At 31.7% G+C, this 25,318-nt stretch carries 23 protein-coding genes and 1 pseudogene; 17 read left to right on the top strand and 7 right to left on the bottom strand.

Annotated elements, in window-relative coordinates:
* Positions 1-92: 92 nt before the first annotated feature.
* Complete coding sequence (locus ERX37_RS04655; RefSeq protein WP_133429472.1) at positions 93-1,268, top strand: glycosyltransferase family 4 protein; 1,176 nt, start codon at positions 93-95, stop codon at positions 1,266-1,268.
* A 373-nt stretch (positions 1,269-1,641) separates the two neighbouring features.
* Here ERX37_RS04655 and ERX37_RS04650 read toward each other — a convergent pair whose 3' ends face one another.
* Positions 1,642-2,223, bottom strand: coding sequence for a hypothetical protein (locus ERX37_RS04650; RefSeq protein WP_133429471.1), 582 nt, complete (start codon positions 2,221-2,223; stop codon positions 1,642-1,644).
* A 166-nt stretch (positions 2,224-2,389) separates the two neighbouring features.
* On the opposite strand from ERX37_RS04650, the gene ERX37_RS04645 reads away from it, so the two are divergent.
* The 15 genes from ERX37_RS04645 (at position 2,390) to ERX37_RS04575 (ending at position 19,882) form a co-directional block, all read left to right on the top strand.
* Positions 2,390-3,061 (top strand): YveK family protein, encoded by a 672-nt coding sequence (locus tag ERX37_RS04645; protein ID WP_133429470.1) that lies wholly within the window; start codon positions 2,390-2,392, stop codon positions 3,059-3,061.
* Positions 3,062-3,076: 15 nt separating this feature from the next.
* On the top strand, positions 3,077-3,784 hold the full coding sequence (locus ERX37_RS04640; protein ID WP_133429469.1) for a CpsD/CapB family tyrosine-protein kinase: 708 nt from the start codon (positions 3,077-3,079) through the stop codon (positions 3,782-3,784).
* Positions 3,785-3,906: 122 nt separating this feature from the next.
* Positions 3,907-5,712, top strand: a complete 1,806-nt coding sequence (locus ERX37_RS04635) for a polysaccharide biosynthesis protein (protein ID WP_229713075.1) — start codon at positions 3,907-3,909, stop codon at positions 5,710-5,712.
* Positions 5,712-7,076: a lipopolysaccharide biosynthesis protein gene (locus ERX37_RS04630; protein WP_133429468.1), complete on the top strand. Its 1,365-nt coding sequence runs from the start codon at positions 5,712-5,714 to the stop codon at positions 7,074-7,076. The genes ERX37_RS04635 and ERX37_RS04630 overlap by 1 nt, the downstream gene beginning before the upstream one ends.
* A gap of 14 nt (positions 7,077-7,090) precedes the next feature.
* On the top strand, positions 7,091-8,191 hold the full coding sequence (locus tag ERX37_RS04625; protein WP_133429467.1) for an O-antigen polymerase: 1,101 nt from the start codon (positions 7,091-7,093) through the stop codon (positions 8,189-8,191).
* On the top strand, positions 8,188-9,219 hold the full coding sequence (locus tag ERX37_RS04620) for an NAD-dependent epimerase (protein ID WP_133429466.1): 1,032 nt from the start codon (positions 8,188-8,190) through the stop codon (positions 9,217-9,219). Before ERX37_RS04625 ends, ERX37_RS04620 begins: the two co-directional genes overlap by 4 nt.
* Entirely contained in the window at positions 9,209-11,179 is a 1,971-nt protein-coding gene (locus tag ERX37_RS04615; protein WP_133429465.1) for an acyltransferase family protein, read from the top strand. Before ERX37_RS04620 ends, ERX37_RS04615 begins: the two co-directional genes overlap by 11 nt.
* A gap of 20 nt (positions 11,180-11,199) precedes the next feature.
* Positions 11,200-12,009 (top strand): glycosyltransferase family 2 protein, encoded by an 810-nt coding sequence (locus tag ERX37_RS04610; protein WP_133429464.1) that lies wholly within the window; start codon positions 11,200-11,202, stop codon positions 12,007-12,009.
* Between the two features lie 16 nt (positions 12,010-12,025).
* Positions 12,026-13,198: a glycosyltransferase family 4 protein gene (locus tag ERX37_RS04605; RefSeq protein WP_133429463.1), complete on the top strand. Its 1,173-nt coding sequence runs from the start codon at positions 12,026-12,028 to the stop codon at positions 13,196-13,198.
* A 20-nt stretch (positions 13,199-13,218) separates the two neighbouring features.
* A complete protein-coding gene (locus ERX37_RS04600; RefSeq protein WP_133429462.1) occupies positions 13,219-14,562 on the top strand; it encodes a phenylacetate--CoA ligase family protein in 1,344 nt (447 codons plus the stop codon).
* A gap of 76 nt (positions 14,563-14,638) precedes the next feature.
* Positions 14,639-15,985, top strand: a complete 1,347-nt coding sequence (locus ERX37_RS04595) for a phenylacetate--CoA ligase family protein (RefSeq protein ID WP_133429461.1) — start codon at positions 14,639-14,641, stop codon at positions 15,983-15,985.
* On the top strand, positions 15,986-17,260 hold the full coding sequence (locus tag ERX37_RS04590) for a nucleotide sugar dehydrogenase (RefSeq protein ID WP_133429460.1): 1,275 nt from the start codon (positions 15,986-15,988) through the stop codon (positions 17,258-17,260).
* 1 nt (position 17,261) lies between these two features.
* Entirely contained in the window at positions 17,262-18,416 is a 1,155-nt protein-coding gene (locus tag ERX37_RS04585) for a glycosyltransferase family 4 protein (protein ID WP_229713073.1), read from the top strand.
* 7 nt (positions 18,417-18,423) lie between these two features.
* Positions 18,424-19,326: an NAD-dependent epimerase/dehydratase family protein gene (locus ERX37_RS04580; protein WP_133429458.1), complete on the top strand. Its 903-nt coding sequence runs from the start codon at positions 18,424-18,426 to the stop codon at positions 19,324-19,326.
* Positions 19,322-19,882, top strand: a complete 561-nt coding sequence (locus tag ERX37_RS04575) for a sugar transferase (protein WP_133429677.1) — start codon at positions 19,322-19,324, stop codon at positions 19,880-19,882. The genes ERX37_RS04580 and ERX37_RS04575 overlap by 5 nt, the downstream gene beginning before the upstream one ends.
* Positions 19,883-20,042: 160 nt before the next feature.
* Here ERX37_RS04575 and ERX37_RS11765 read toward each other — a convergent pair whose 3' ends face one another.
* The 6 genes and pseudogenes from ERX37_RS11765 to ERX37_RS04545 all read right to left on the bottom strand — a co-directional run bounded on the left by ERX37_RS11765 (position 20,043) and on the right by ERX37_RS04545 (position 23,973).
* Entirely contained in the window at positions 20,043-20,372 is a 330-nt protein-coding gene (locus ERX37_RS11765; protein ID WP_373282933.1) for a transposase, read from the bottom strand.
* A gap of 48 nt (positions 20,373-20,420) precedes the next feature.
* Positions 20,421-21,126, bottom strand: a pseudogene (locus tag ERX37_RS04565) (IS30 family transposase).
* A gap of 65 nt (positions 21,127-21,191) precedes the next feature.
* Positions 21,192-22,082, bottom strand: a complete 891-nt coding sequence (gene galU, locus ERX37_RS04560; protein WP_133429457.1) for a UTP--glucose-1-phosphate uridylyltransferase GalU — start codon at positions 22,080-22,082, stop codon at positions 21,192-21,194.
* 19 nt (positions 22,083-22,101) lie between these two features.
* Positions 22,102-23,004 (bottom strand): hypothetical protein, encoded by a 903-nt coding sequence (locus ERX37_RS04555; protein WP_133429456.1) that lies wholly within the window; start codon positions 23,002-23,004, stop codon positions 22,102-22,104.
* A 200-nt stretch (positions 23,005-23,204) separates the two neighbouring features.
* Positions 23,205-23,480 (bottom strand): hypothetical protein, encoded by a 276-nt coding sequence (locus ERX37_RS04550; RefSeq protein ID WP_133429455.1) that lies wholly within the window; start codon positions 23,478-23,480, stop codon positions 23,205-23,207.
* Positions 23,481-23,520: 40 nt separating this feature from the next.
* Complete coding sequence (locus ERX37_RS04545) at positions 23,521-23,973, bottom strand: hypothetical protein (protein WP_133429454.1); 453 nt, start codon at positions 23,971-23,973, stop codon at positions 23,521-23,523.
* 157 nt (positions 23,974-24,130) lie between these two features.
* Here ERX37_RS04545 and ERX37_RS04540 point away from each other — a divergent pair, with 157 nt between their 5' ends.
* Positions 24,131-24,925, top strand: coding sequence for a tyrosine-protein phosphatase (locus tag ERX37_RS04540; RefSeq protein WP_133429453.1), 795 nt, complete (start codon positions 24,131-24,133; stop codon positions 24,923-24,925).
* The last annotated feature ends 393 nt before the right edge of the window (positions 24,926-25,318 follow it).

The following is a 25,318-nucleotide window of genomic DNA, read 5'->3' as shown; positions in this document are numbered from 1 at the left end:
GGAATCCAGCGATGGATTCCTTTTTTTGATGGTCATAGAACTTAATAACGTAAAATGCTATAATGGAAACACTATATTAAAGGGTGAGAGACATGAAGATATTACTCGTGACACAGAACTTCTATCCTGAGATTGGTTCAGGTGCGAATCGTTTCAGAAATCTATACAAACATCTATCGGGTCGTAACCAGGTCGATGTACTGACGACACATCCTGCCTACCCGAACGCGCATATGTATGAGGACAAGAAGTTCTGGTACGATGAAGCCATCAATCAGTCGACGGATATTCACCGCATCCCGATGAAGACCAGCAAGCAGAGTAAGTCGATGGTGATGCGGCTGCTCTATTATTTCGAGCTGGGTTTTAAAGTCCGTCGCCTCATTAAACAGAAGCAGCAGCAATACGATATTCTCTATGTCACAACGCCGAATATTTTTATGCCATGGGCAGCATTCTTCGGTCAGAAGCATACGACGAAGCGAGTGCTCGAAGTCAGAGACCTGTGGCCGGACTCACTTGTCGGCGTCGATAAGCTGAAGTCATTCAGGTTTATCTTCCCCGTACTGAAATTACTTGAGAAGCGGATGTACCGTGTAACAGATGCTGTCATCATCAATAACGAAGGCTTCAGAGCACATATTAAAAGACTCGCACCAAAAGTCGAGCAGCATTACTTTCCGAATGCCTTCAATCAGGAGGAAATCAGTTTCAGTGAAGTGACTGATGACTTCAAGGTCATCTACACCGGCAATATCGGCTTTGCGCAGAGCTATGACCAGCTCGTAGAAGTGGCGCGAGGGCTTGAAGCGAGAAAGATTCACTTCAACGCAGTCGTCTACGGAATGAACGCACACAACTTTATCGACTATATCGAAGCGCAGCCCTTCAACTATGTAAAAGTCTATCCGGAGAAAAGTCGACAGGAATGTCTCTCCATGATCCGTACACATAACATTCAGCTGTCATTGATGAAAGAGACAGAAACCTTCCTGACCGTACTACCTGGTAAAATCATTGATGGCATCGGCTGCGGTGTACCCGTTGTCACGAACCTCGGCGGCTATGCCAATCAGCTGATTAATGACAATAACGTCGGCTTTGCTAAAGAGCGGGCGACGACAGAGGAAATTCTGCAGGCGATTGAAGATATTAAGAATGATCATGCGCTGGAACAGGAGATGCGTCAGAATGCACGGGCGCTTGTACAGCAGGAATTTCTCTGGGAGCGTAATATCGAGAAACTGAACCAGGTGCTAGCCGAATAAAATAAATGTACATGATTAAGAGAAAAGCAGCGGCTTTTCTTTTTTTGTAAAATAATTTATTACTCTTATAGTTATACATGTACATAAAATGATAATATAATTTATTATTTGTAAAAGCGACATTTATATTTTTTAGCGATATGTTTGTATCCGCCCGAACTTTCAATATATTCATTTACAACCTGCAGTTTGAAATTCAAGTCATATTTAGCCAATTAAAAACACCTCAAAAGTTAGATTTGTGGGCTAACTTTTGGGGTGCAGTTCAACATTTGCATTATTATAAAGAGGCAAATGTTATTAGGGAATTAAGTATAATATTTTGCAATAAGTGTATAAAGATATTTGTTGAATTCAGATATAGTATTTAAATTTAATTTAATTTAAGTAAAATTTTCTCTTGTAAGTGTTTGCTTTTTATAAGTATATTTGAGCTAACATTAATAGTTTGAAAAGTAATAACACTTTTAACAGTTTTATTTTTAACTATAATTTCATTTTGATTTTGAATTTCATTTTGCATATTTCTATACATGCTTGTGCTTACAGCATCAAGTTTAACTAGTTTATTACCATCTAACTGAAAAACTTCAAAATTTTGTTGGAAAGTAGATAATGCTGTAACATCTCTATCGCTATCATTTTTAATAATAAAAGTTATATTAACTTTATTTTCAGCATTTTGTCCAGAAGCAGAATCAAGCTTTGCCTTTAATATTTTTATTTTTACTCCATTGTGTTTGATGGTTTTATCTTTAGATTGAGGCAAATCGTTTATTTTTTCATAAGAGATTTTCTCTTCTGACTTTTCATTTTGAATTTTTTCTGCCCTTGTTGTTAGTTCCTTTTTTGCTTCATCCATCCCTTCTTTTATTTGCTCTTCTTCACTTTTTCTATTACAGCCAGTTAATATCAACAATAAAATAATACAATACAATACAAATCTTGTACTCATAATTTCTCCTTTTATTTTTAAATCTAGTTTAATATACATAGTATCATATAGCTCGATTATTGTAAGTTATATGCTGAAAGATATGGCATTAAATCTATAGATTGTAATGTAAATTCGTTACTTTAATGATATATTTATAAATATAATAAAGTAATGGAGGATTAAAATGAACGAGACATTTAATTTTGAAGAGTTTCTTAAAGTATTACGAGAGAACTTTAAGCTTATTATAGGCTTAATGTTATTAGGGGGATTAGTTTCTACTGCAATTACATCATTTTTAATTGAACCTATATATGAAACTAATACCCAAGTTTTAGTCAGTCAATCTCAGAGTAGAGAAACAATCACTAATACTGATATCCAGGCGAGTTTACAGCTTGTTAATACTTATAGCGATATTATCAAATCACCATCTATATTAGAGGAAGTCGTAAAAAATTTAGATTTAGAATATGGTACGTCAGGTCTTTCATCTATGATTGATGTTTCAAGTCAGAATCAGTCGCAAGTCTTAAATATAAGTGTGACAAATGAAAAACCAGAAACTGCAGAAAAAATAGCTAATGAACTTGCGAACGTTTTTCAGAAGAAAATCCCAAAGATAATGAATGTAGATAATGTTTCTATACTCGCTAAAGCAGATGTTGGAGATAACCCTCAGCCCATATTCCCTAAGCCTATTATTAATTTAGGATTAGGGATTATTGTAGGGGGTTTGATTGGTCTTGCATTAGCATTATTCAGAAGTATGTTAGATAAAAGAATTACTACTGAAGATGACGTCCAAAAATATCTTGAATTACCAGTTATGGGAACTGTAGCAGAATTTAAATAAAGAGGAGTAACAAATATGTTTAAAAAGAAGAATAAACTTGAATACATTTCAGATCCACGACAATTAATTGTACATAACGACCCTAAGTCTCCTATAAGTGAACAGTATAGAACGATTCGAACTAATATTATTTTCTCAGCTGTAGATAAAGAAATGAAAACTATACTACTCACATCTGGAGCTCCAAATGCCGGGAAATCAACTACTGCTGCAAATGTAGCAATTGCTTTTGCTCAGACTGGAAAAAAAACATTGCTCATAGACTGTGATTTGCGAAGACCTACTATGCATTATACTTTTGAAACTACTAATACTAATGGTCTTTCCAGCGCGATTGTCAATGACATTAATATTCAAGAACTTATTGAGCTGACTGATATACATAATTTGCATTTATTAACGGCTGGACCGATTCCGCCTAATCCTGCAGAGTTGTTACAGTCTTTTAAAATGAAGAATTTGATGAAAACATTAGAAGCAAATTTTGACTTCATAATAGTAGATACGCCACCAGCACTCTCTGTAGCTGATGCATCTATTCTAAGTGATATTGTTGATGGAGTTTTAATTGTGACAAATACTAAAACAAATAGTCGAGATGAATTAAGGAAAACAAAAGAATCTCTTCAAAAAGCTAATGCAAATATTTTAGGCATCGTTCTTAATAATAAAAAAATGACGACACGTGATAGTTATTATTATTACTACGGGGGAGATAAATAACTTATGTATAACAGTAAATGGTAAAATAAACTATTTCATTTGTTATGAAAGAAGTCTTAAAGTTTATTTAAAGTATTATATAAAATTTAAATGTTTTTGTTTTATTGAAAGGATGATAAGTATTGAATTCTCAACAAAGATATTTGCTTTTATTAGTCATAGACTCCATAGTAGTAACCATCTCAATTTTTATTGGATATTATTTAATGTCACCTTTCTTTACAGGTTATTCTTTCATTAAACTGATGATAGCATCTTTAGTTTTACTGGCTAGTCATCATTTTTTCGCATATATATTCAATCTTTATCACAGAGCATGGGAATATGCCAGTGTCAGAGAATTGATAGCTATTTTTAAAGCTGTAAGTGCATCAATATTGTTTACCTATGCTTTTAACTTTATTTTTTTAAATACTTCATTTATCAGGCTGATGATTATCACGTGGATGATGCATTTACTTCTAATCGGAGGTTCCCGACTCTCTTGGCGTGTATTAAGATACAGAGTAATAGATAGAGATTCTCGTATTCAAGATTTGAAATCTACCCTGATAGTTGGAGCTGGGCGAGGTGGATCGATTCTGATTAGACAATTATTAGACACTCCGGCTATGGGCATGAAGCCTATAGTGGCAGTGGATGACAATCCAACTAAACAGAAAATAGAGTTAAATGGGGGAGTCAAAGTTGAAGGGACTAGAGAAGATATAGCTTCTCTAGTCAAAAAGTACGCAATAAAAAAAATAGTCATAGCTATTCCTTCATTAAGTAAACAAAAGTTACAAGAAATCCATGAGTTCGCTTCTCAAACTCATGTTGATGTACTCATTATGCCTAATATTGATGATGTTCTTGCTGGAAAACTTGAAGTCTCACAATTAAAAAAAGTTGAAGTTGAGGACTTATTAGGCAGGGAGCCAGTTACCCTAAATGCCAAAGAAATTTTTCCTCAGATTAAAAATAAAATAGTTTTAGTTACAGGGGCGGGGGGAAGCATTGGTTCAGAAATCGTGCGGCAAATTACTAATTTTGATCCCAAAGAAATCATTTTACTCGGTCATGGTGAAAATAGTATCTATACTATTTTAGAAGAAATGTCTCAAATCTCCAATGGAGTAAAATATGTTCCTGTTATTGCTGATGTTCAGGATAGAAAAAGAATGTTTGAAATTATGAAAAATTATTCACCTGACATAGTTTATCATGCAGCTGCACATAAACATGTTCCTTTAATGGAGGCTAATCCAAGTGAAAGTATTAAAAATAATATTTTTGGAACAAAAAACACGGCAGAAGCTGCGATAAATGCAAATGTTAAGCGATTTGTAATGATTTCAACTGATAAGGCTGTTAACCCTCCAAATATAATGGGAGCAACAAAACGTATAGCTGAGATGATTATACAAGCGCTTGACAAACGAACTGATTCCACTACATTAGTAGCTGTTAGGTTTGGAAATGTGTTAGGCAGTAGGGGATCAGTCATACCAAAATTTAGAAAACAAATCGAGGCTGGAGGTCCTATCACTGTAACCGATGAAAGAATGACCCGCTTTTTCATGACTATTCCTGAAGCATCAAGATTAGTTATTCAAGCTGGAGCTCTTGCAAGTGGTGGTGAAGTTTTTGTACTAGACATGGGCGAACCTGTAAAAATTGTTGATTTAGCTAAAAATATGATTCGTCTTAGCGGATATACAGAGGACGAGATCAAAATTATTTTTTCAGGAATAAGACCAGGCGAAAAATTGTACGAGGAACTTTTAAATAAAAATGAAATTCATCCTGATCAAGTTTATGAAAAAATTTATTTAGGTAAAGCAACGGAAGTAGATCTTAATTACTTAATAGATTTTATAAATGAGGTGGTTGAAAACAGAGATTACTCATCTCTTATACAATTTGTCAATCAGCCACGCGAAAAGTAATGAAAAAATTATTAGGTTTTTCTTCGTCCACTTTGTCAGTAGCTATTATTAATCTGATAAGCTTAATGATACTAACTAGGCTATTTACTCCGGCTGACTATGGTAAAGCTAATTTATTGATTAGTTATGCAGTTGTCATAAGTACTATCGTTTCCTTTGCAGTTGATCAAGTGCTAATCCATTTTTATTATAGAGTAAGTTTAAAATCAATACTAACGAATTATTTTAAATATTCGATAATAATATCGGTTATTTTAGGAACAATACTATTTTTGATAAGTTCTTCTATCAGTTTTAACAAAATAGATATTTTCCTTACCTTATTTTATTCAATCGCTTTAGTTAACAATAAAGTTTTTCTGACATTATTTCGCATGAATAATGATGCTCAAAATTACTTTATACAAACTTCTTTATCAAAAGTGATAGAGTTAACTCTTATAATTTCATTTGTTTATACATTTAGTGAAGATTATCAGACTTTGTTATTTCCATTTATCGTGAGTGTAATACTAGTAAGTATTTTTCAACTTAAGTCTATTAGTAATATCATTAAAAGCTCCCTATATAAAGAACAGATTAATATTAGAGAACAAATAACTTTCAGTTTTCCAATGCTATTTTCTATATTACTCACTACACTTACTCAAAATGTGGATAAATTTGCAGTAAGTCAATTCGTTTCTAATAAGGAAATGGGTTATTATTATACCAGTTTTAAATTAATTGGAATCATAAGTATTGTTTATACTGTTATAAGCTTAGTATGGGTTCCTAAAGCGGTGAAAATAAGTGATAGTGAAGAAGAGAGAGATACCTATTACTATGAGATAACATCTCAGATTTTTCAGATAATCGCTTGTTGTATTATTATTTTTTACTTGTTATTTAAAGATCTTATTATTGAAGTCTTAGGTAATGACTTTGGAGGCAGTTCACATTTACTTGACATATTAATGATTATTCCAATCGTGATGATAATGTCAGAAGTATATTCAACATTCATTACTATTAAAAGAAAAACAAGTTATCATTTATTTATTTCTATCATTATACTAGTTGTAAATAGTTTAGCTTCTTATATTCTTTCAATGGTCTGGGGGGTATATGGTGCAGCTTACTCATTATTCTTAACCTATCTTGCTATTTATATTTGCAGACTTTTATTCTTCAAAAAGATAAGTCATCAGCATAAAAAGATAAAAGTAGCGGATGTAACAGGATTTATTATTTTGATTTTCTTATTAATGAATTCATTGCTTCACATTAAATGGATAACTATCATTTTAACTGTTATATTGTTGAATTTTTTAATCATGTTTTCTCGTCATCAATTTAAATATTTCATGAAAAGTATTTTATAGTAAAGGAGTAATATATGGCGATTAAAAACTTATATAAATTGTTTCTAATAATTTATTTTTCAATTCTATTTTTCTATTGCCATTTAATTTCAATAAATTATAACCAAATCAATACAGAAGAAAATATCTATAAGTTTAGTTTTATTCTTTTTATCAGTACCTTTATAGTGGGTTTTAAACTTATTTCATTTAATAAGAATTCAATAAATTTAGTCGTTACTTATGTATTATTCTGGATAAGCTGTATGGTTTCTATGAGATTTAATCATGAATTTAAAATAGAAATATTAGTTGTTTATCTAGTTATGCCTGTCATTATTCTTCTCAATCAACGTATTTACTCAAACTTTAATTTATTCTTAATGAGTGGTGCAATATCAATATTACCTTTGATTTATACAGTGCAGTCATCAAATACATTTGGATTATTGATCGCGTTAGGTTTTGTCTGTTTCTTTATTGCATTCACTAAAAAAGAGAATATTTACTTAATGATGTGGATTTTACCTATTGCACTCTATTATATTTACTTAACTGGGTCGAGGACAACATTACTTAGTTTTGTTATTTTCATCAGTTTTTATTTTATTTATTTCCTTCGTAAAAGAAGGCTAACTTATTTCAATTTTTTACTAAATATTATCTTTCTAATCTTTTTAGTGATTTTCTCTATTCCCATTGTTAATAAGTTCATCGAGTTAATCTTTCATAAAAGATCGAATACAGGAAATAACTTCTTAGCTGACAGACAGATATTCTGGGAAGGAACAATTAAATATGGTATTAAGGCTTGGGGAAATGGTAAAGATTTTTTTGTTGAATATTTTTCAATTGGTGATTCCCATAATTTATTTATAGAGATTTTGGGCATATATGGAATGATACCTTTGATATTGTTTATCATATTTTTGTTTAATATCGCCCGTTCTATATTTGTTCAATCTAGTTTTTTAAATTATAAAGCCTTCTACTTTTTTAGCTATTTTTTCCTAACATCACTAACTGAGAATTTATTCTTCATTTATAATCGTTTAATTGTTTATCATTTCATATTTTTAATTTTTGTATCTTATATAATCAACAGACAAAATAAGTTGGAGGATGAAATTAAATGAAAAAGATTCTAATTACAGGTACAGCTGGGTTTATCGGCTCTAATTTAGCAAGTAAATTAGTCAATAAGGGATATGATGTGTTGGGTATTGATAATATCAATGATTACTATTCACCTCAATTAAAGAAAGATAGAATAAAATTTTTGTTAGGTGAAAATTTTAGAAACTATCAAGTTGATTTGCAAAATAAAAAAGATGTTCAATCCATATTTAATCAAGAGCAACCAGAGATTGTAATCAATCTGGCTGCTCAAGCTGGTGTAAGATATAGCTTAGAGAATCCTGATGTCTATATTGATAGTAATATTAATGGTTTTTTAAATATTTTGGAAGGATGTCGTTCTGTAAATTGTGAGCATCTTATTTATGCCTCTTCGAGCTCAGTATATGGTTCTAATAAAAACTTACCATTTAAAACTTCTGATAATGTCGATCATCCGATTAGTCTTTATGCGGCTACAAAAAAAAGTAATGAGCTGATGGCACATACATACAGTCATTTATTTAATATTCCAACCACAGGATTAAGATTTTTCACAGTTTATGGGCCATGGGGACGTCCTGACATGGCATTGTTCAAATTTACTGAATCTATACTTAATCATAAGCCGATTGATGTTTATAACAATGGTAATATGATGAGAGATTTTACCTATGTAGATGATATAGTCGAAGCAATATCTCGTTTAATTGAAAAGGCTCCACATAAGCAAAATCCAAATAGAACATTTGCACCAAATGAATCACATGCACCTTATAAAATTTATAACATCGGGAACAATGCGCCAGTTAAACTGGAATCTTTTATTGATGCTATTGAAAATGCGACTGGTATTAAGGCGATAAAAAACTATATGGAACTTCAACCTGGAGATGTTCCTCAAACATATGCAGATGTATCTGACTTATTTGAAACAATAGATTTTAAACCAAATACTACGATTCAATCAGGTGTTAACCGTTTCGTCGAATGGTATATGGAGTATTTTAAATCTGATTTGAAAAAGGCTAAACATAATGAAAAATAAGAAAATTCTTGAGATTGAAAGCTTGAGAATTATTGTTGCTCTTTTAGTAGCTATTTACCATATATGGGTACATAAAGTTTCGGGTGGAGTTGATGTGTTCTTCGTCATCACTGGCTTCCTCATTACAAAATCTTTATTAAGTAGTATAGAGAAAAACAATGAGATCCATCCCTTTCAGTTTGTAATCAGGATTTTAAAACGTTTATATCCCCATATCTTCATTCTAGTTTGTTTTGTTACTTTAACCTTTCCTTTTATCGTTAGAAATTTTTCACCATTTAATTATGTATTAGGTGTTTTGTCATCACTCACGTACAGTAAAAACTGGGAGCTTATTAGTCAGTATAATGAGTATATTGGTACGATAGATGATAGTTCAATATTTAAACATTTATGGGCTACGTCCATTCAAGGACAATTTTATGTGATATGGGCTCTTCTATTTGTTTTAGTACTCAAAAGTTCAAAAAAATTAAATATAAATCTCAAAATTCTATTGTCTGTTGCATTTGTCATTATTTTTCTTTCATCATTTGTTATATCTGTAGTAATGACACGTAACAGTCAATCCATTGCCTATTATCATACCTTTACAAGATTATTTGAATTTTCCGCCGGAGGGTTACTTTATCTATATTTTTACAGAATAAATATAAGCAAGACTTTGAGTAGTATTTTTAGCTTTATCGGAATGTTTATTATATTGAGTATGGGACTATTGCTCAATATTGAAAATAACTTTCCCGGGTATATCGCTTTAATTCCCACCATTGGTGTTGCATTAGTTTTAATTTCTACACGCTCAACAGAGCTATCTGTAATTAATAAGCTATTAACCAATCAAGTTATTACAAAAATTTCATTTTTATCCTATCCTTTTTATTTATGGCATTGGGTTATCTATGTATATGCTGTATTGTTATTAAACAAGCAAAATTTCAATCTTATTGAAGGTCTGTTTATCATTTCTATAGCCATTTTATTAGCTTATATTTCAAGTTTAGTCGTGCGTTCTATAGGAAAAAATAAAAGAAAAGTCATATTGGGACTCATGGCTTTAATAATGGCGATCAGTACATTGATTGGTCTAAGTTTTAGTAATCATAATGATTCGAACAGTAATCTGGAGTTGAACCATAAGATACCTGTTTCAAAGTATTTAAAGAGTGAACAATATCCAGGTGCAACTGATTACCTCGTACAGCAAACCTCACTCGAGAAGGTCGAACCTTCAATGGAAACTGTTAAACAAGATATCGGTACTTTATATAAAGATAACTGTAATCAAGTAGCTAGAAAAGATGAAGTAATCTCTTGTAGTTATGGTCCTCAAGATGCACAGACCAAAGTGGCTCTTGTAGGAGGGTCACATACTGTTCAGTGGTTTGATCCAATCAAAATAATAGCAGAAGAGAGAAATTTCAATTTAGTTACTTATACAAAATTAGATTGCCGATTTACCGCTGAGAAACTAAAAGATCAATCTTGTGTAAAATGGAATGAAAACGTTATGAAACAACTTGTGGAAGATAACATCGATATAGTCATTACCAATGGGGATATAAATAGTAAAGATTATCCTGGTATCCCGAAAGGATACTTACAGCATTTTGCAGATTTAGAAGAAAAAAATACTAAAGTAATTGCATTTCGTGATACGCCTTGGTTGAAAGCGGATACTCTGAATTGTCTTAAACGTGCGAATAAAAATATAGATGAATGCTACTCAGAAAAAAATGAAGTTCTTTCTTCTGTTGATAAATGGACTCTGCTAGATAAAAAACCACCAAATGTTGATTATATCGATTTCACGCCAATTTTATGTCCTGAAGATAAGTGCCAGATCATACAAGGGAATGTTTTAATGTATTGGGATACCCATCATTTAACAGCAACATATACTAAGTCTATGACACCTTATATAGATGAGGCTATATTAAAAACGTTATCAAAAATTTAATCTGAAAGGGGTTTAATAAGATGAGCAGAGTTTCCGTCATTATACCCACCTATAACGTTGAAAAAGATATCAAAAAATGTGTTGACTCCATATTAGAACAAACTTATAAAGATCTTGAAATCATTATAGTAGATGATGTCAGTACTGATAATACTTATGGAGTACTTCTCAAGCACTACGGACAGCATGAAAAAATCAAAATTTTTCGGAATGAAACAAACTCTAAAGCGGCCTTTACACGCAATGTAGCCATTAAGCATTCGACTGGGGAGTTAATTGCTATTCAGGATGCTGATGATTATAGTGACAATACTCGGATTGAAAAACAGGTTCAATTTCTTGATAAAAATGACGAATTTGCTTTCGTGGGAAGTAATGCCTATAGTTACGATGACAAAGGAATATGGAAAAAAACACAATTGAATGCTACTCCTCTACTTTCTCACTTCTATAAAGGACGTTTTCCTTTTGTTCACGGCAGTATGATGTTTCGTAAAAGCGCAATGCTACAAGTAGAGGGTTATAGAGTTTCTAAAGATACGGAGAGAGGTCAAGATGGAGATCTTCTTATCAGATTGTATAATGCGGGATTTAAGGGGAGTAATCTGATGGATGTTCTTTACTATTATCAGGAAACTATTGATACAGTGAGAAAAAGAAATCTGAAACATAGATTAAAGGCCGTAAGAAATAAATTTAAGTATTACTCTTACAAAGACTTAACGACAAAAGACAAACTATTTATTTTGAGAACTATAATAATTGGACTTATTCCATCAAAGGTATGGTATCAGATAATGAAGATACGAGCAAAAAAAAGTTTAAAATAAATAGGGGGTTTAAGAAATGAAAATTGGATTTGTTACGACATGGATGGAACGCGGAGCTGCATACGTAACTAAAGCATATATTGACCTGTTAAAGGACAACCATGAAATCTTTGTATATGCAAGGGGGGGTGGAAATCATGCAAAAGGGGATGAAAATTGGGACAAAGATTTTGTTACATGGGCACCTGACCAATATTCAACAAATATAAGATTTTCACACTTCAGTAATTGGATTAAAGAGAATGGCATTGATACTATTTTCTTTAATGAACAGCAGGAAATTGAACCAGTACTTTATTTAAAGAAAAAATTCCCGGAAATCAAAATAGGTTCATATATTGATTATTACAAAGAAAATACAGTTAAAGAGTTTAATATTTATGATTTTTTAATCTGTAATACTAAACGACATTACTCGGTTTTTAAAGACCATCCGCAATGCTATTATGTGCCTTGGGGAACTGATATTGACATATTCAAACCTATGAACAAGCAATATGATGAATTAGTATTCTTTCATAGTGCAGGAATGTCGAAACGAAAAGGAACAACATATTTAATTGAAGCATTCATTGATGGAAGAATTTACAAAAATTCAAAGCTTATTATTCACACTCAAAAAGATTTTGAAAAAACTTTTTCATATAATCCTTCAGAACTCCAACAGTATAATATTGAAATAGTAGAAAAAACTGTAGGGGCACCAGGACTTTATCATCTAGGAAATGTATATGTTTATCCAACAAAACTGGATGGACTAGGATTAACCATGTACGAAGCACTAGCATGTGGTATGCCAGTTATTACAACGGATAATGCACCGATGAATGAAGTAATTGATGAACGTGTAGGCCGCTTAGTGAAAGTAAAAGAATTCACCTGCCGAGCAGACGCCTATTACTGGCCCTTATCAATTGTAGAACAAGATTCATTGATCTCACAATTACAGTTTTTTGTGGATAATCGAAGTAGGCTAGAAGAAATGAGCGAAATTGCTAGACTTGAAGCTTTAAAAAAATGGAACTGGCAAGACAGAAAAGAGATTATTGAAGAAATCTTTATTAAAACGAAAGTTATCGTAAATGAAGTACCTCAAGAATATTTTAACAATATTAAGAAATATAGAAGATTGATAAATATAATTGGTTCTTCAAAAGTTTATACTATATATCAGCAAATAAAGTCTTAAACGGGAGTAGTGGTGTAATTATGGTCAACTTTATTTATGATCATTCTCCGATATTTCTTCAAAATATTTTTGTCACACTAAAAGGGATTCAGATATATAAACAGCGATACAATAAAAATTACATGCAGGAAATAAGTATTCTTAAAAATACAGATGAGTTTGAATTGCAACGGTACCGACTGAAAGAATTTTTAAACTATGTTCGTTACAATAGTGAATACTTTGCTTTAAAATTACCTCAAATAAATGAAGAGAATGAGCTAAATAAAATGAAGGATATTCCTTATTTAACAAAGGAAGATATCCGTAATCATATTGATGATATTATAACAAGAAAAAAAGATTTAATATTGATGGAAACAGGAGGAAGTACAGGGAAGAGATTGAAAATCTATACACATTATTCAGATATATCCAGACGAATAGCATATTTAGATTATTTCAAAGAAAAACATGGTGTTAAAAAAGGTATGAGAAGAGCAAGTATTGGTGGTAGAGTGTTAATACCTGCTAATCAGAAATCTAAAGTTTTCTGGCGACATAATTATGTTCTTAATCAGCTGCTGTTCTCTATTTTTCATGCAGGTACTGATAATATTAAGTACTATGTACAGGAATTGAATCGTTTCAAGCCTCAGTCAATTGACGGAGTGCCAAGTGTGATTCATCGAATGGCTCAATATATTAATGATAATCAGATAGAGCTTACTTTCCAGCCCATAGCCATTTTCCCCACGGCTGAAACATTAACAATAGAAATGAAAGCAGATATTGAGCGAGCATTCAGATGTAAAACTTATGATCAGTATGCTTCGTCTGAAGGAGCTCCCTTTATTATTCAAAATAATGAAGGAGGTTATGATATCTGTCCTGCGACTGGTTATTTCGAGCTTGAAAAAATAGAAGGTAATATATATGAATTGATAGTGACTGCTTTCTATACTACTACTACACCACTTATACGATATAAAATTGGTGATGCAGTCGAACTAATAGAACCGCTACCGGATGATTATAAACAGACAGATATTAAAATTAAAAGAATTATTGGTAGAAATAATGATTTTCTGATGTCAAATGAAAAAGGCATAGTTTACAATATTAACTTAGCATCTGTTTCGAGACAACTTGGCGCCAATATAAAAGAATCACAGTTTATACAGAATAAATTAGATGAGATTATAATTAATCTAGTCGTAGATCATGAAAAAGATAAAGAACTCATTGAAAAGAACTTAACAGAAGTAATGAATATGAGATTTGGTAATTCTACTAAATATAAAGTTAATTATGTTGATGAGATTGAAAGAACTCAAGGTGGAAAAACGAGACTCACGATTAATAATCTGGACAAATTTAATTAAGAAATAATGGGTATGGATAATATATAATTGTTCTGATCTAAGATATAAAATAGATATAAGGAATAGAGATGTGAATATGGTTAACTTTTTTTATGATAAATCACCGATTTTTTTGCAGAATATTTTAATTAGTTTGAAAGGATTACAAATATATAAGCAACGCTATAATAAGACCTACTGGCAAGAATTTGAAATTCTAAAATCTACTGATGAATATGATTTACAATTGAAGCGACTAAGTAATTTTCTTAATTATGCTCGTGATAACAGTCCTTATTATGCTTCAATTATTCCTGAAATGAATGAAAATAATGTACTGCAGAAGTTCAGAGAGTTACCAATTCTATTTAAAGAAGATATACGTAAAAACGTTGGGGAAATTGTAACTAGGAACAAAAGTTTGATTGAAATGTCGACAAGTGGTAGTACAGGAAAAAAACTTAATATCTATACTCATCCTTCTGATATCTCCAAAAGAATAGCTTATTTAGATTTCTTCAAATCAAAACATGGTGTGTATAAAGGTATGAGGAGAGCAAGTATCGGTGGCAGGATGATGATACCTGATAATCAAAAATCTAAAGTTTTCTGGAGACATAATTATATTCTCAATCAATTGTTATTTTCATTATTTCATGCGGGTAATGAGAATATAAGATATTATGTACAGGAGCTGAATAGATTTAAACCACAATCAATTGATGGTGTAGCAAGTGTGATTCATCGTATGGCTCAGTATATTAATGACAATGAAATAGAGCTCACATTCAAACCGATAGCTATTTTCCCAACTGCTGAAGCACTTACGGAAGAGATGCAAATTGATATAGAGAAAGCATTCGATTGCAAAGTTTTTGATCAGTATTCTTCATCTGAAGGTGCCCCATTTATCACACAGAATAATGACGGTAGTTATGATATTTGTCCAGCAACTGGTTATTTTGAATTTAAAAAGATTCAAGATAACATCTACGAAATGATTATGACCTCATTTTATACTACAACGACACCATTAATACGATATGAAATTGGTGATGCAGTTGAACTTAGCGAGCCACTACCCAAAAATTATCAACAATCAGATATTAAGATAAAGCGGATAATTGGTAGAAATAATGATTTTCTGATATCAAATGAAAAAGGAATTGTAACCAATTCTATTTTGTCAACAGTCATTAGTAAATTGAATGTAAATGTAAAAGAAGCACAATTTATACAGAATCAAACAGATGAAATTATTATTAATATCGTTGTTGATAATGATAATGAGAAAACAATAATTAACGAAACATTCAGTGATATAATGGAAACAAGGTTTGGAAAAAGTACACTTTACAAAATTTATTTTGTTGAAGAGTTAGAAAGAACATCTGGAGGAAAAACAAGATTTATAATTAATAATCTGAATAAGGAGAATAAATAAATGAATAGAAAATTAGCGGTAGTGGGGCTTGGGTATGTTGGGTTACCTGTTGCAGTTGCATTCGGAAATAAGTCAGAAGTTATCGGTTTCGATATCAATGAGAAACGAATTGAGGAACTCAAGAGTGGTTATGACCGTACTAATGAGGTTGAGGATGATAAACTAAAGAATACTAAAATCAAGTTCACTTGTAACAAGGAAGATCTCAAGCAAGCAGATTTTATCATAGTTGCGGTTCCTACTCCAATAAATGAGCATAATCAACCCGATCTTACACCTCTTGTTAAAGCAAGTGAAACGGTTGGTTCAGCTTTAACTGAAGGTACTATTGTCGTTTATGAATCTACTGTTTATCCAGGTGCTACTATGGATGATTGTGTACCTGTACTTGAGAAGTTCTCTGGTCTTGAAAATGGTAAAGACTTTTTCGTTGGATATTCTCCTGAACGTATAAATCCAGGTGATAAGGAGCATACCTTCGAAACTATTACAAAAGTAGTAAGTGGCCAGACGCCTGAAGTTCTTGATATTGTTGCTAAAGTTTATTCTTCAGTTGTTAAAGCAGGTGTACATAAGGCACCTTCAATTGAAGTAGCAGAGGCAGCTAAAGTTATCGAGAATACTCAGCGTGATGTAAACATTGCATTGATGAACGAATTAGCCCTTATCTTCGACAAAGCGGGTATTAACACTAACGATGTTCTTGAAGCAGCGGGTACTAAGTGGAACTTCCTTAAATTTCATCCTGGTTTAGTTGGTGGGCATTGTATAGGTGTAGATCCATATTATTTAACGCATAAGGCTCAGGAATTAGGACATCATCCTGAAGTTATTCTATCTGGGCGTCGTATTAATGACGGTATGGGCAAATACATTGCTTCTACTGTAATAAAAGAGATGCTTAAGAAAAACATCTCTGTACAAGACACGACTATTAATGTTTTAGGTTTGACATTTAAAGAGAATTGTCCTGATCTTCGAAATACTAAAGTAATCGACATCTTGAACGAATTAAAAGATTACGGCATTAAATTAGCTGTTAACGATGTAGAAGCGGATAAAGAAGAAGCTAAACGCTTTTATAATATTGAATTATTAGATGCTGATGAGTTAAAGCAATCTGATGTTATTATATTTGCTGTATCACATGGTGAATATATTCAAGATAAAGAGAAATATTTAAGTAAAGTTAGCGACAACGGACTGATTATTGATATTAAAGGAATTATCAAAGATGAGGACGTTAAAGAGGGTCAATCAATCTGGAGGTTGTAAAGTGCAAAAGAAAATTATTCAACTATCCGCAATAGATATGACAATGAACAATTTTTTACGTCCACTTAATTTAGCTACTAAAGAAGAGGGATGGGATGTTCATTGCGTTTGCCAAGAAGGGTTGTTTACTGAATATATTAAGAATGATAAATTCGAATTTCATAATGTCAGTATTGATAGAAAAATCAGCCCTATTTCTAATATTAAATCAATTCTAAGTTTAATCAAGTTATTTAGAAAAGAAAAACCTGACATCGTGCATGTTCATACTCCTGTAGCATCTGTGTTAGGAAGGATTGCAGCTAAATTGGCTGGTGTTCCTAATATTATTTATACAGCACATGGTTTTTACTTTCATGAAGGCATGACAGCCAAACAATATCGTTTCTTCTATAACATAGAAAAATATGTGGGGCGTCTTTGTACAGATTATATCTTCACACAAAGTCAGGAAGATTATGAAGTAGCAAAAACAAATCGTTTTCTAACTTCAAATAAAAATAATAATTATGTTTGGATTAGTAATGGTATTGATTTAGATAATAAATACAATATTAAGTTGAAAACTGAAGTTAAAAATTATGGACTACGTAAACAACTCAGTATTCCTAATGATCATCTAGTAGTGTCTTTTATCGGGCGATTAGTTAAAGAGAAAGGTATAATAGATTTACTTGAGGCATATGATTTATTGAAATACAAAAATGTTTCATTTATTGTTATGGGTATGTTGCCACAAGGTGAAAGGGATAATGAGACATATAATAGTTTAGAAAACTACAAATTGAATAATAATATTAAATTTGTAGGCCATGTAAATAATGCTGAAGATTATTTGTTTTTAAGTGATATCTTTTGTTTACCGTCGTATCGTGAAGGTATGCCTCGTTCAATAATTGAAGCAATGGCAATGAAGAATGCAGTTTTAGCTACAAATATCCGTGGCAGTAGAGAAGAGGTAATCGATGGTGAAACTGGTTACCTATTTGAAACTGGAAGTAGTGGTCGAATAGCTCATTTTATTGATTATTTAAATAATGATAGAAAGAAATTAGAGCTTTTTAAACAGAATGGTTTGAAAAGAGCACATGAACTTTATGATGAGAATAAAGTGGTTAGAAAACAAATTGAAGTTTTTAATAATATAAAAGGATGATATATAAGTGGAAATATTTATAACTGGTGCTGCGGGACACACAGGCATGTTTTTCTTAAATTATTTGAGTCATTCTGATATACAAATTTCAAAAATTAAATGTTTGGTCAGGCCGACTACAAAAATAACTGAATTAAATAAATTTAAACAACTACCTATTGAAATAGTCTCAGGAGATATTACTGATCTGAATTTTTTAAAAGAAGTAACTCGCAATACTGATGTAATTATTAATATTGCTAATATAAGGTTCACACCTTTATTACAAAATGCAGCTATTAGCAATAAAGTTGATTGGCTCATTGCTGTACACACTACGGGTAGATATTCTCAATTTAAAAGTGCCTCTGCTGAATATATAGAAATTGAAGATAAGTTATTGAATGATAGAAAAATGAATTTAACTATTATAAGACCAACTATGATTTATGGATCGATGAAAGATCATAATATGAGTAAACTTATCAAATTTTTAGATAGAAATAAGTTTTTCCCTGTTTTCGGTAACGGAGAAAACCTATTGCAACCTGTACGTGCGCAGGATTTAGGAAAAGCATTATATGATATTCTTAATAATCCAAATCAAACTAAAAATAAAGAGTATAACCTCTCAGGGCTTGATAAAGTTAGTTATAACCAAATTATTAGCTTGATTACTCAACAACTTAATAAGAATACTAAAATTATTCATTTACCGATAAAATTGTCGTATCAACTAGCTAAATTAGGACAAAAATTCATCCCTAAATTTCCAATAAAGGATGAGCAAGTTTTAAGGATGCAGGAAGATAAAGTATTCAGTCATGAGGAAGCAAGTAAGGATTTTGGTTATTCACCTATGGCTTTCAAAGATGGTATCAGTTTTCAAATTGATGAATATAAAAAAAGTAGGTCGAGTAAAAATGATTAAAAGAAGTTTTGATATAGTGTCGTCTATTGTTGGTGTCATAGCGCTTTCTCCAATTTTAGTAACAACAGCAGTTGCTATAAAATTAGATTCTAAAGGACCCATTTTTTTTATACAGAAAAGACCAGGAGTAGATAATCATTTATTTACAATTTATAAGTTCAGATCTATGGCGGTAGATACCCCCAATGTTGAAACTTCTAAATTAGGTAACGGTGTATCCTATATTACACCCATTGGCAAAATAATTAGAAGAACATCAATAGATGAATTGCCTCAATTAATTAATGTTATTAAAGGTGATATGTCAGTAGTTGGACCAAGACCAGCCCTATACAATCAATATGACCTTATTGAAAGGAGAACTGCATTAGGAATCCATAAGGTTAAACCCGGTATAACAGGATTAGCGCAGGTTATGGGACGTGATGATATCTCAGATGAGTTAAAAGTAAAATACGATAAGTATTATGTTGATAATCAAAGTTTTACATTTGATATATGGATTATTTGGAAAACAATTAGAAATGTTGCTAAATCAGAAGGAATTAGTCATTAAAAGAGTCTGGGACATAAATGCACAGTACAATAAAAATAGCGATAAAATTTGATGAGAATAAGATTTTATCGCTATTTCTTTATTTTTATTGAGGATTTCACTACCTACGGTAGCTAATTTCCTTATATTTACAGACATTAAGACCAGACCTATCTCTATTTCACTTTGGATTTCCCGTGCAGTTTTGTTCGCGTGTAACTAAAATAGCTTTCAGAAATCCAAATACTGGTCCTACGTCAATCTTTCTCTGTGCGTAGATTTCTCTGGTATTCTTATCTGAAAGCTTCTTGCGAATCACTGTTCTGAAGTATTCAAGGTTATTGTTTCTGAAAATACGTTTGTTGCCTTTAGTATTTTTTGAGATACATTTATGTTTTAGAAAACAGCTTTGGCACATCTCACATTGATAGACCTTTGATGCACTACTAAAATCTCCATTCTTTCTGGTTGAGTAAAAGCTGAATTTTAGTTCATGATTTTCAGGACAGATAAAATAATCTTCTATTTCATCGTAGTGCCAGTTATACGTTTTAGATTGTCAAATTAAGCTAGACAGTTTCTCATCTTCGATGAAACTCATAAATACTTCCAACGGTGTTCTATAGCCTAAGATTTTCTAGGACGATGATTGATGTTTTGGGCGACACTAATGATATAATCTTCAGTTACTAAATTGAAGCCTAGTTCTTTATCTAATCCGCTACGTCTAAGTATCCCGTTAGAATATTCATTCCAATCCCGCTGCGATGGATTACCAGGATTAGCAAAGAAGATGACAGTTACAAATTGTTTTCCAGTTAGAGAATTCCTTATCACAATCAAATGTAATTGATTTAAAGATATGAGAAGGTAATACCGAAAACATAGAGTGAAGAGCTTTTTCAATATCGACTGCCTTGCGACCATCAAAACGTATGGTGGTAATTAGTTTAGATATTCTTTCTACTAAGGTAATAACATTAATTCCATGATGACAATCCATAATAGTGTCAGGTGTCCAGCCATCGGCTATTTTTTCCGGATATAAGCTGATTGGTTTTCAGGAAGCACGATTCTACGTCTGCCACAATTTGATTTTCTTTTCTTGTATTCTTGGTAGTGTTCAAGTGCAGATCTACTGACTCAAGAGCCTTGATTACGTTATAAACAGTCTGTCTAGAACGTTTTAATCTGCTAGCTATCTATTTGACTGAATATGATTCTATGAACGCAAGTTCTTCCGTGTTAAGATGTGTATAGACCATTTTGTACTAAATCCTTATGTTTTCTTTGCTCGGAAATACATATTAATTTTAGCACAGAAGGCTTTTTACTTATCTAGCTTAATTTTACTATCAGCGTTTAATAATTCTTTCATATAAATAATGAGTTCTTCTTTCATTTCAGATTGTAATGCATACTCAAGAGTTGTTTTAACAAATCCGATTTTGTCGCCTACATCATATCGGTTACCATCAAAGTCGTAAGCATATACACCCGAGGATGTATTTACTTTTTGAATAGAATCAGTTAACTGTATTTCTCCACCTGTCCCAATTTCCTGCGCTTCAAGATACTTGAAGATTTCAGGCGTTAAAACATATCGTCCCATTATGGCAAGTTGTGATTCTGTAGTACCTAATTGAGGCTTTTCAATTAAATTCTCAACCCTATAAGTTCGCTCATGTTTCTCACTGAATTCTATTATTCCATATCGTTCTGTATCATCTTTAGACACAGTCTTAGCACCAATAACCGATTTTCCCGTTGTTTCATAAACATCAATGAGTTGTTTGATGGCTGGAACTTCTGCATCGACGATATCATCACCTAATAAGACTGCAAAAGGCTCATCACCTATGAACTGTCTTGCAGTCCATATAGCATGACCTAATCCTCTTGGTGCTTTCTGTCTAACATAAAATATGTTAGCCAAATTAGTAGAATGTTCAACTTTTTTAAGTAGTTCTATTTTATTTTTTTCTTTTAAGTTTAATTCAAGTTCTAACTGAGTATCAAAGTGATCTTCAATAGCTCGCTTATGTTTACCGGTTACTATAATTATATCCTCTATTCCTGCCGCAACTGCTTCTTCAACTATATATTGAATAGTGGGTTTATCTAAAATTGGTAACATTTCTTTTGGCATAGCTTTTGTAGCGGGTAGAAAGCGGGAACCTAGTCCGGCTGCAGGTATAATAGCTTTTTTTATTTTTTTCATCACAATACCTCGTTGATAGTTATTTTTTTAACATGTTTCTATAATGTAATACAATCAACATCCTAGCAACAACATTGTACTGACTAAAATTTTTATGCTCTTTATAAATATGGCTAAATATATTATCATCCTTTTTTAGAATGCCTTTATATGAATTTTTCTTGAATATTAGATAGTAATTTCCCATCCATACTTTAATGATATGGAAAACGATAAGTATACTGATTACTAACCAAGTAATGCTATCCTGAATGAAAGGCTGCAAAAGATTTTGCCAATCAGAAAGAAAAATTTTGCTGTTATTTTGTCCAAATAAATACAATAAGATTAGAAGTGCGGTCAATAAAGGTACTGAGTAAATTTGCTGATTTAAAATCCAACCAACTGACTTTTTAATATAGAATCTTGATAGCTGGGCTCTTGATCTAAATATTTCAGTTTTAAACCCTAGTAAATCATCGTGTTCAAAACTTTCTGTTTGGCTATCTTTTTTATCATAAATATCCTTGAATGTTTGATCTGTTTGATTTTCCATCAATAAATTGAAATGCATTCGTCTCTTTTTAATAGGTCGATTATTGTTATTAATTGAAAGATATGATAAACCAATAATATTCCACTGATCTTTCAGATGATAAATACCTAATTCAGCGATAGCTTCTCTGCTCATTTCGTGGGAGAAATCAATACGATTATTTTTATCAAAATGCATAGTCGGCAAATCTTCATATACTGAGTTCTGATAGAATTGTACATTTTCATCATAAAACTCTGATTGACCATTAACTGAGCAATAATATGTATTAGAGTCAATTGACCCTGAAGAGCGTTTTGCAATTAGAAGATACCCATCAGACGTAACGATATTTGCAGAAACGGCAAGCGTATGAGTATTGAAACTTTGTGATAAATATTGATTCAATTTTGATAATCTATCGTGATCAGAAAAGGCAGAAGATAAGTTGTGATTATATAAGAATTCTTCTTGTAGTTTGGTCTTCTATCTGGTCGAACTCATATAATCTATCTCCCATTTGTCGATATTCGTTTTGAAAATAAGGATGATCAAGAGTTGTAGGGTTATCAAAGCAATCAACCGTTAGAAAAGTTGTTCTACCTAGTTTAAGTTTGACGAATAATAAATGGGGGGGCAGCCTTATCACTATCCTCTAATTCTATTGATTCTACTCGTGGCATAACGCCTGAATAATAAACATAATCTTCTGAAATATTAAAAATTTTAAATGTTAATTTATCAGCATAAAATTCTTTTAAACTCTTCCCTTTCATATCATTTATTAATAGTTTTGGGTTAATCATGTTGTCAAAAGTGAAATTATAGCGATTAAATACTTCTAATTGTTCTAAATTTGGAAAACCTTTTATTTTAATGTTCAATTGATTATTCTGTAATTTATGGGTAATGAAATGGTAGTTCTCATAATAATTTAGATGCATTTTTTAAATTGTTTATTTTATCTATTAAGGCTAATAACTCATTTTCAGTACCGCTAATCAATAGATTAATAGAAAAGTGCTCAGCAATGCGGAGGATAGCACGTCCTATAAATGCAAACTCAATTTTTCTTAATTTGTTATCAAAGAAATTACAAAGTTTAATATCTTTATTAGCATTATGAATCTCCTGAATTTGTCCCCAGAAACGAGAAGAATCTGTTATAGCGTTATTAATAAAGAATGTTTGAAGTAGGGAGGGTGATAAAATAGGATGAAGTCCGAAATATGTATTTGAATTATACTTATCTTTTTGTGTTACACCTACAACTGATAATTTATGGTATTCATTGCAATGAGTAATAAGTTGAATATGGTTAGGTTCAACTTTTATTGTATTGTTAATAAAATACTTATTAATGTCATCTATTTTCATAAAACACCTATGAACTTTCTTGAGATATTTATTTAATTATAGCTTATAATTAGAAATATACAAAAACCTGTATTTTCTCATTTCAGGATATCATATTTATTAAATCTTATATGAGTGAGATATTTGTTTTTAATAGTAACTTATGGAGGTATTGAAGATGATAGATATTCATAATCATTTACTTATCGGTGTAGATGATGGACCAAAAACTGAGAAAGATGCTATAAATTTATTAAATCAAGCACAAGAACAAGGAATTACGGATATTCTAATTACACCTCACCATTATTCTGGGGACTGGTTAAATTCTCAAAGTTCAGTGATTGAAAATATTAAAGTGATTGAAAAAATAATTTCAGAGCATCAAATAAATATAAAAGTTTATCCAGGACATGAGATTCGTGTTAATGAGAATGTCATCAATGAGTTAAAATCGGGCTATAATATGACTCTGAACCACTCTAAATATGTACTGATAGAATTTCCATTTTCAGACTACCCTCACTTTGCTGAACAGCTTCTTTACCAATTGCAATTGAATGGATACATACCATTAATAGCTCATCCTGAACGGTGTAAGCCTTTAATTAAACATCCGGAAAAATTGTTCAGTGCAATTGAAAAAGGTGCCATTGCACAAGTTACATCCGCTTCTGTAACAGGTGATTTAGGTGAAAACTTAAAGGAAACTAGTTTACGGATGATTGAAAATAATTTAGTGCATATCATTGGTAGTGATGCACATAACGCAGAAAATAGACCATTTCTTCTAAAAGAAGCTTACCAAGTTGTTGAAAAAGAACTTGGTGAAGAATATGTAGATTTATTAAAGTATAATGCTGAAGCTATCTTAAATAACAAAAATGTCAAAGTTAGACCAGCGAAAAAAATGGATACTCATTATACAGAGAAAAAGAAAGTCAAAAAGAAAAAGTTTTTAGGTTTATTTTAGATTTATTAACTTTGGTAACACATTTCCGATAAAGAGGGAAATCTAGTGGAAAAATCGCTTATCTCGACGCCCTGCGTGGCTTTGTTATTCTAGATGTGATGACCACACACATCACTGTCTTGTATCCTCAATGGTTGCCGATGATCTCGAATATCGGTCGCAACGGCAATAGAGGAGTGTAGCTCTTTTTTCTGGTCAGTGTTTTCACATTGATGCTATCGCTCTATCACAAAAATGAGCTGCAGTTGAAGCCTTTTACATCAAGCGTCCTTTCGTATTGCGCCTGCCTTTTACGTTGCCTTTGTCTTTTATCTCGTATTCAATGTTCTGAAGGTACTGTGTGGATGGCATCGTGTACTCGGCAGTTGTAATCCTTCCGCAGTCTTCGGCACG

The sequence above is a fragment of the Macrococcus hajekii genome, assembly GCF_004359505.1.
GTDB classification, from domain to species: domain Bacteria; phylum Bacillota; class Bacilli; order Staphylococcales; family Staphylococcaceae; genus Macrococcus; species Macrococcus hajekii.
Note: the sequence above shows the minus strand (reverse complement) of the source record. Positions and strands in the feature narration are given on the sequence as shown.

Excerpts from the sequence above, each read along its gene's own strand:
- ERX37_RS04595 (WP_133429461.1), top strand. The coding sequence starts at position 14,639 with ATGGTTAACTTTTTTTATGATAAATCACCGATTTTTTTGCAGAATATT.
- ERX37_RS04630 (WP_133429468.1), top strand. The coding sequence starts at position 5,712 with ATGAAAAAATTATTAGGTTTTTCTTCGTCCACTTTGTCAGTAGCTATT.
- galU (WP_133429457.1), bottom strand. The coding sequence starts at position 22,082 with ATGAAAAAAATAAAAAAAGCTATTATACCTGCAGCCGGACTAGGTTCC.
- ERX37_RS04615 (WP_133429465.1), top strand. The coding sequence starts at position 9,209 with ATGAAAAATAAGAAAATTCTTGAGATTGAAAGCTTGAGAATTATTGTT.
- ERX37_RS04645 (WP_133429470.1), top strand. The coding sequence starts at position 2,390 with ATGAACGAGACATTTAATTTTGAAGAGTTTCTTAAAGTATTACGAGAG.
- ERX37_RS04655 (WP_133429472.1), top strand. The coding sequence starts at position 93 with ATGAAGATATTACTCGTGACACAGAACTTCTATCCTGAGATTGGTTCA.
- ERX37_RS04620 (WP_133429466.1), top strand. The coding sequence starts at position 8,188 with ATGAAAAAGATTCTAATTACAGGTACAGCTGGGTTTATCGGCTCTAAT.
- ERX37_RS04540 (WP_133429453.1), top strand. The coding sequence starts at position 24,131 with ATGATAGATATTCATAATCATTTACTTATCGGTGTAGATGATGGACCA.
- ERX37_RS04625 (WP_133429467.1), top strand. The coding sequence starts at position 7,091 with ATGGCGATTAAAAACTTATATAAATTGTTTCTAATAATTTATTTTTCA.
- ERX37_RS04650 (WP_133429471.1), bottom strand. The coding sequence starts at position 2,223 with ATGAGTACAAGATTTGTATTGTATTGTATTATTTTATTGTTGATATTA.
- ERX37_RS04600 (WP_133429462.1), top strand. The coding sequence starts at position 13,219 with ATGGTCAACTTTATTTATGATCATTCTCCGATATTTCTTCAAAATATT.
- ERX37_RS04605 (WP_133429463.1), top strand. The coding sequence starts at position 12,026 with ATGAAAATTGGATTTGTTACGACATGGATGGAACGCGGAGCTGCATAC.
- ERX37_RS04545 (WP_133429454.1), bottom strand. The coding sequence starts at position 23,973 with ATGAAAATAGATGACATTAATAAGTATTTTATTAACAATACAATAAAA.
- ERX37_RS04590 (WP_133429460.1), top strand. The coding sequence starts at position 15,986 with ATGAATAGAAAATTAGCGGTAGTGGGGCTTGGGTATGTTGGGTTACCT.
- ERX37_RS04610 (WP_133429464.1), top strand. The coding sequence starts at position 11,200 with ATGAGCAGAGTTTCCGTCATTATACCCACCTATAACGTTGAAAAAGAT.
- ERX37_RS04640 (WP_133429469.1), top strand. The coding sequence starts at position 3,077 with ATGTTTAAAAAGAAGAATAAACTTGAATACATTTCAGATCCACGACAA.